The following is a 4,575-nucleotide window of genomic DNA, read 5'->3' on the forward strand; positions in this document are numbered from 1 at the left end:
GCAATGCTCACAACTTCCCCCTCGACTTGGCAGCGGCTGAGGCTCCCGAAATCATCGGTTAGGCTTCACCTGCTCAGTTAGTTTGAGTTAGAACTTAAGGCGCTTCTCTTCGGGGGAGCGCCTTTTTGCGTTGCCTATTGACTTTGCTGGCTCATAAGGGCAGGGGCGAGATGGCAAAATTCAAAAGGCAACAGTGAAACCTGTTAAGCACAAGGCGCTTAGCACATTAAGGTGCGCGAACCTAACCGCGGATGGCTATAACAGTTGAAAGAGCAGATCACCGAACGCGGGAAAAATACTTTCGGATCGGGCAAAGGTTAGATCAGCGCCAATGATGGCGATCGCATAAGGCTGGTCATCCAGGGTAAGGATTGCCATCTCGGCCCGGACTCCAGAGGTCAGACCCACTTTCGTCAATAACTCACCGCCGGGGAGTCCCGCCCCGAGAAATCCTTGCACCGCTCCTGCCCCATCGTTGTGTTCAGCGTCGATGTCGTGTCGCATGGCTTGGGCGATCCGCCGATGTCCCTGCGGGGACTGAATATCGTGCAGCAGACGCACCAAATCAGCTGTTGTCACTCTGTTACCAGGACGATCGCTCACCCAGACATTGACGGGATACTGCGCACTAATCGAAAATCCAGCGGCTTGCCAGTAGTCTCGCATCACTTCATGGCCGACACCGTTTAGGAGGCGATTCGAGGCGGCATTATCGGAATAGGTGATGGCAGCTTCGATATCTGGCCCTGTTTTACCGTGGGCGAGGGCCGCGATCGCCCAAAAAGGCTTGATGACACTGGCCGGATAGCGCGGCGTGCGATCGCCAAAGCCAGCATATTCGCCTGTACTCAAATCGACCAGAGAAATACTCAGGGCATCCATCGGATATTCCGAAGCCTGAGCGATCGCGGTTATTTGAGCGACCACGACCTGCAACCGTTCTGAGTCAGTAAAGGAGGGTGGTCCAAACGGATACGTCGACCCCATCCCCGCTGGCATCTGAGGGAGTTGTTCAGTCATTCGAGTCATCGGATGCAACGGCACTCCCGGAACTGGCTCAGCAACTGCTTGATCCATCCACTGCGCTGTGGTTTGAAAATGATTGACGAAAGTGGGGAGCATCGGCTGGTTGGCCACAGGCGCACGGCAGGCCGTAATTTGCTGAGGGACAAATACCGGCACCGAACAGACAAAACTGGCTCGGTTGAGCAAAAGTTCACTCACCCACCAAGCTGCCAGTCCCCCAATCACCCCGCCGCCGCTAATGACGGCCAGCTTAAGCCAGGGTGATCGGCGGATGGGATTGTGAGGCCGCTGTTGTAAAGCTTTTAGGGGTAATTCCGTCATGTGGCAGTAGGGGGAGTGGGTTCGCCCCGATCATGCACTGCCAGTTTATGTCAGTCTCATCAAAATGGGATGCTGCGATCGCGCTTCTCAGATCAGGCCGCGATCGCATATTCATTTTCAATTCAGCGTCCAGTCGTCCATGTGGGACCAGCACTTCCGACCCTCAGTTCAAGACTGGCACCTTTAAATGCGTTTGCTGATACAGGTTGAATGCCGTACCTTTGACACTATTGGTTGGCGACTGCAATGTGAAGTGACATGGCCCGAGAGTCTGTAAAGCGTAATCGTCGATATATCGTTTGGTTCGTGCTGCTAGGTTTGGTGTGGCTGCTGTGCAGTGGCACGGCCTGGGCGGGGCCACTGAGCGATCGCCTCCAGGCTTTTCCTAACTGGACGGACAAGCCCTCGACCCGTCCCCCCATTGGCGATCTGGTGTATCCGGATTGGCTGGCGGGCACCTGGGAAATGACCAGCACTTTGGTAGATACCGCCGCACCGCTCGCCCCCGACATTGAAACGCCGGGTTTTCAAAGCAATCAAAGCCTTTTAAATGAACCGATCACTTGCGAAGTCCGGTTTGAACCGCGCATGACCTCATATACGCGCAGCTATTTGCTGCGACCTCGGCTCGCCCATGAAGAGATTGTGGCCGATCGCGCGTTTAATGGTCTGAACTTGGCAAAAGCGTATCTCGGCGAAGAGGCGGTCAAAAAAGTCGTCGTCGATGACAAAAATCCCAATCGCCAACTGACAATGCTGGCGGACTACCGGATGCTGGAATCCACCGTGACCGGACGCGCGATCGAGCAACCGTCAGACACTGACTTCATCACCACCGAATTCTTTCAGCAACTGTTTCGCGGCGGCAACAAGCCCTATTTCAACGAGGTCGAAACCACCACGGCTTATCACCAAGTCGATGACAACCACGTCACCGCTGACCAGATCACCGCAGTTTACCTCTCGCCCCAAGAACCCAACTATTTCGACGCGGGTAATCGCCCCGTCGCCCTGTACCGCTACCAACTCGATCTCACCGCCATTAATACGCCCATTTAAAGCGATCGTTTAGCCGTATACAAAGAACCGCTTGCCGAAGTGGCTCTGCCTTAACAACGAAAAAATTATGGTCGCTACGGTTTTAGTGTTTGCGGCGTGGGCCAACTATCCGGTTATTTTTAACGTTCCTGGTCAGCGGTTGCCGAGATTTTTGCCGCCCCCCAAGCCTCTTGGGAGGCGGCACCAGGTTTGTTAGCCTGCACGGCTAGCCGCCACTAATTTCTACTAATGTCTCGCCAGCAGCTAAGAGTTCTAAAGCTCTAGGTAACGTCTCGCTAAGCATCTCACGCAACCGAGCATTAGAGGTATTGCCACAAGTCAACCAAATGATTTGTGGCGGCGAACCCAAGCGCTCAACCAAGTCCACAAAGTCACTATCTTTTGTCATCACAACAGCTTGTTGGACTTTTGCAGCCTCAAAGATTTCAGGATCTTCAGCATCTCTTAGCCCCAGCTCGCGCAATGCTATTGCTTCAATGCCAAACGTACTGGTAATCCATGTCGCAATTGCCGGAGACAAGTGTGCGTCTACCCAGATTTTCATCCCACTAAAACCGGGTGATTAAGTTTTCGCGAGGCGTATAGCAGGGATGCCTTTAGATCATCAGCCTCAAGATCGGGCATTTCCTCTAAAATGTCTCCTGCACTTAGCCCTGCTGCAAATAAGTCGAGTACATCTGACACTCGAATTCTCATCCCTCGAATACAAGGACGACCACCGCATTGCTTAGGGTTAACTGTAATTCTTGAAAGTAGCTCCACCATCATGCAGTAGCCCTCATAGCATTTATATTTACTTTAAAGGATGGGTTATCAGGGTTTCCAACAGAAGAGCCCAACTATTTCGCCTGCTGGGCTGGCTTAGCTTTAGCACTGGAAAAATTATGACCGTTAAGGTCAGGATGTTTGCGGCGCAGGACAACTATCCGGTGATCTTTGATGTTTAAATTGTGCGGCGGCAGTTGACCTCAGACTCTCACCAATAACCTTTGCTACGTTCGCATCAACGCAGTGTTAGCTGACTTTCTCCAAAACCGCCCCATTTTTACTTTACTAAGGCTCTTGAGCCAACGCTAAAACACGGTTATACAGCTGGGGGCTAACGCGAAAGCCAGCTTGGTTGATCAAGGTATCCATAACGGGTCGAACTTGAGGAATCAGCCTTTTTCGTTTAGCAACCAGCAGAACACCCAGAATACCGATGATCGATAGCCCAAGCCGAACCGCCTCTTGTCGTCCCAAGCGCTCATCAATCAGCAAATCATCAGCTTGTAGCTCAAGCGCTAAGGCTATAGCGTTTGCTTCTCCGGCATCCAGACCCCGTTCTTGTTGAAGTTGGTTGGCAAGTTGGGAGTTGGTGAGGGGGTGAGCTTGAATCCAGCTCAGTTGTAGAATCCCTGCAATGGTGAGATTGCTGGTCGCGGCTAGTTCCCTGGCAACTGCATCTGGAACAATAACAACTTGGTAAATGGCTTCTAATAACCAGAGATGATCGACGAGGGCAAGATTTGAGAGGGCTGAGGTATCACTGACAATGATCATAGCCAGCCCCGATCGCGCAGATGCTGAACATCCTGCTCAAAGTCGTCTACATCGTAGTGAACACAAATACCGCGGTCTGCCAACAGTTTTTGAAAGTCCATGACTTCCATCGCGGCAATCTTGCTGGCGCGACTAAGGGAAACCCGCTCTTGCTGAAACAGCGCAATGGCAATCTCTCGGAGCCAATCACCCTGGTTAAAGGTTTCGGCTTGGCTGAGGTTGTCAGGTAGATTCAGGGTAATTTGCATAGAGTTGCCCTCAAGCGCTTGTCTTTAATTTTAAGGGCCTGACAGTTGGGGTGGCCTACCGACTGATTGCCCGGAAGTATGTTTTGCTCCAATCGGTGACTTTCAAGGAGGAGTGCAACGGCTTTGCTAGAGTCAGCTAACGCCCAAGTTCACCGGGCAGCGGCGATCGCTTGGCCCCGTAGAACCACTCGCTAGCCTCGCTGAGTTTTAGCAAAGGATATATCTTCATAGAAGAGGGAAATGTCATTCCATATAATCGCCCATCTCAAAATGGGCTCTTAACCTTATCAGAACCCTTATGCCTGATACCAATTCTCTATAAAGCTGCATAGAATAGAGCCTCAAGGATAAAGTCATAGCCGGTCAAGGAGGCGATGGC

6 protein-coding genes are annotated in these 4,575 nt (G+C 52.0%); 1 reads left to right on the plus strand and 5 read right to left on the minus strand.

The genetic code is table 11. The features are described from left to right. Positions 1–255: 255 nt before the first annotated feature. Positions 256–1,347: a serine hydrolase gene (locus tag JUK32_RS00930; RefSeq protein ID WP_204136985.1), complete on the minus strand. Its 1,092-nt coding sequence runs from the start codon at positions 1,345–1,347 to the stop codon at positions 256–258. 258 nt (positions 1,348–1,605) lie between these two features. On the opposite strand from JUK32_RS00930, the gene JUK32_RS00935 reads away from it, so the two are divergent. Further along, positions 1,606–2,406, plus strand: a complete 801-nt coding sequence (locus JUK32_RS00935) for a DUF6816 family protein (RefSeq protein WP_204136986.1) — start codon at positions 1,606–1,608, stop codon at positions 2,404–2,406. A gap of 205 nt (positions 2,407–2,611) precedes the next feature. Here the strand turns inward: JUK32_RS00935 and JUK32_RS00940 are convergent, their stop codons facing one another. The 4 genes from JUK32_RS00940 to JUK32_RS00955 all read right to left on the minus strand — a co-directional run bounded on the left by JUK32_RS00940 (position 2,612) and on the right by JUK32_RS00955 (position 4,196). Next, the gene (locus JUK32_RS00940; protein WP_204136987.1) at positions 2,612–2,950 is read right to left on the minus strand and encodes a DUF5615 family PIN-like protein; all 339 of its coding nucleotides are present in this window, start codon (positions 2,948–2,950) and stop codon (positions 2,612–2,614) included. Further along, positions 2,947–3,171, minus strand: coding sequence for a DUF433 domain-containing protein (locus tag JUK32_RS00945; protein WP_204136990.1), 225 nt, complete (start codon positions 3,169–3,171; stop codon positions 2,947–2,949). Before JUK32_RS00945 ends, JUK32_RS00940 begins: the two co-directional genes overlap by 4 nt. A 288-nt stretch (positions 3,172–3,459) precedes the next feature. Continuing rightward, complete coding sequence (locus JUK32_RS00950) at positions 3,460–3,948, minus strand: DUF3368 domain-containing protein (protein WP_204136988.1); 489 nt, start codon at positions 3,946–3,948, stop codon at positions 3,460–3,462. Continuing rightward, positions 3,945–4,196 (minus strand): UPF0175 family protein, encoded by a 252-nt coding sequence (locus tag JUK32_RS00955; RefSeq protein ID WP_204136989.1) that lies wholly within the window; start codon positions 4,194–4,196, stop codon positions 3,945–3,947. Before JUK32_RS00955 ends, JUK32_RS00950 begins: the two co-directional genes overlap by 4 nt. Between the last annotated feature and the right edge of the window lie 379 nt (positions 4,197–4,575).

Source organism: Halomicronema sp. CCY15110, from assembly GCF_016888165.1.
In the GTDB taxonomy this organism is placed as follows: Bacteria; Cyanobacteriota; Cyanobacteriia; order Phormidesmidales; family Phormidesmidaceae; genus Halomicronema.

Excerpts from the sequence above, each read along its gene's own strand:
- JUK32_RS00940 (WP_204136987.1), bottom strand. The coding sequence starts at position 2,950 with ATGAAAATCTGGGTAGACGCACACTTGTCTCCGGCAATTGCGACATGG.
- JUK32_RS00950 (WP_204136988.1), bottom strand. The coding sequence starts at position 3,948 with ATGATCATTGTCAGTGATACCTCAGCCCTCTCAAATCTTGCCCTCGTC.
- JUK32_RS00935 (WP_204136986.1), top strand. The coding sequence starts at position 1,606 with ATGGCCCGAGAGTCTGTAAAGCGTAATCGTCGATATATCGTTTGGTTC.
- JUK32_RS00955 (WP_204136989.1), bottom strand. The coding sequence starts at position 4,196 with ATGCAAATTACCCTGAATCTACCTGACAACCTCAGCCAAGCCGAAACC.
- JUK32_RS00930 (WP_204136985.1), bottom strand. The coding sequence starts at position 1,347 with ATGACGGAATTACCCCTAAAAGCTTTACAACAGCGGCCTCACAATCCC.
- JUK32_RS00945 (WP_204136990.1), bottom strand. The coding sequence starts at position 3,171 with ATGGTGGAGCTACTTTCAAGAATTACAGTTAACCCTAAGCAATGCGGT.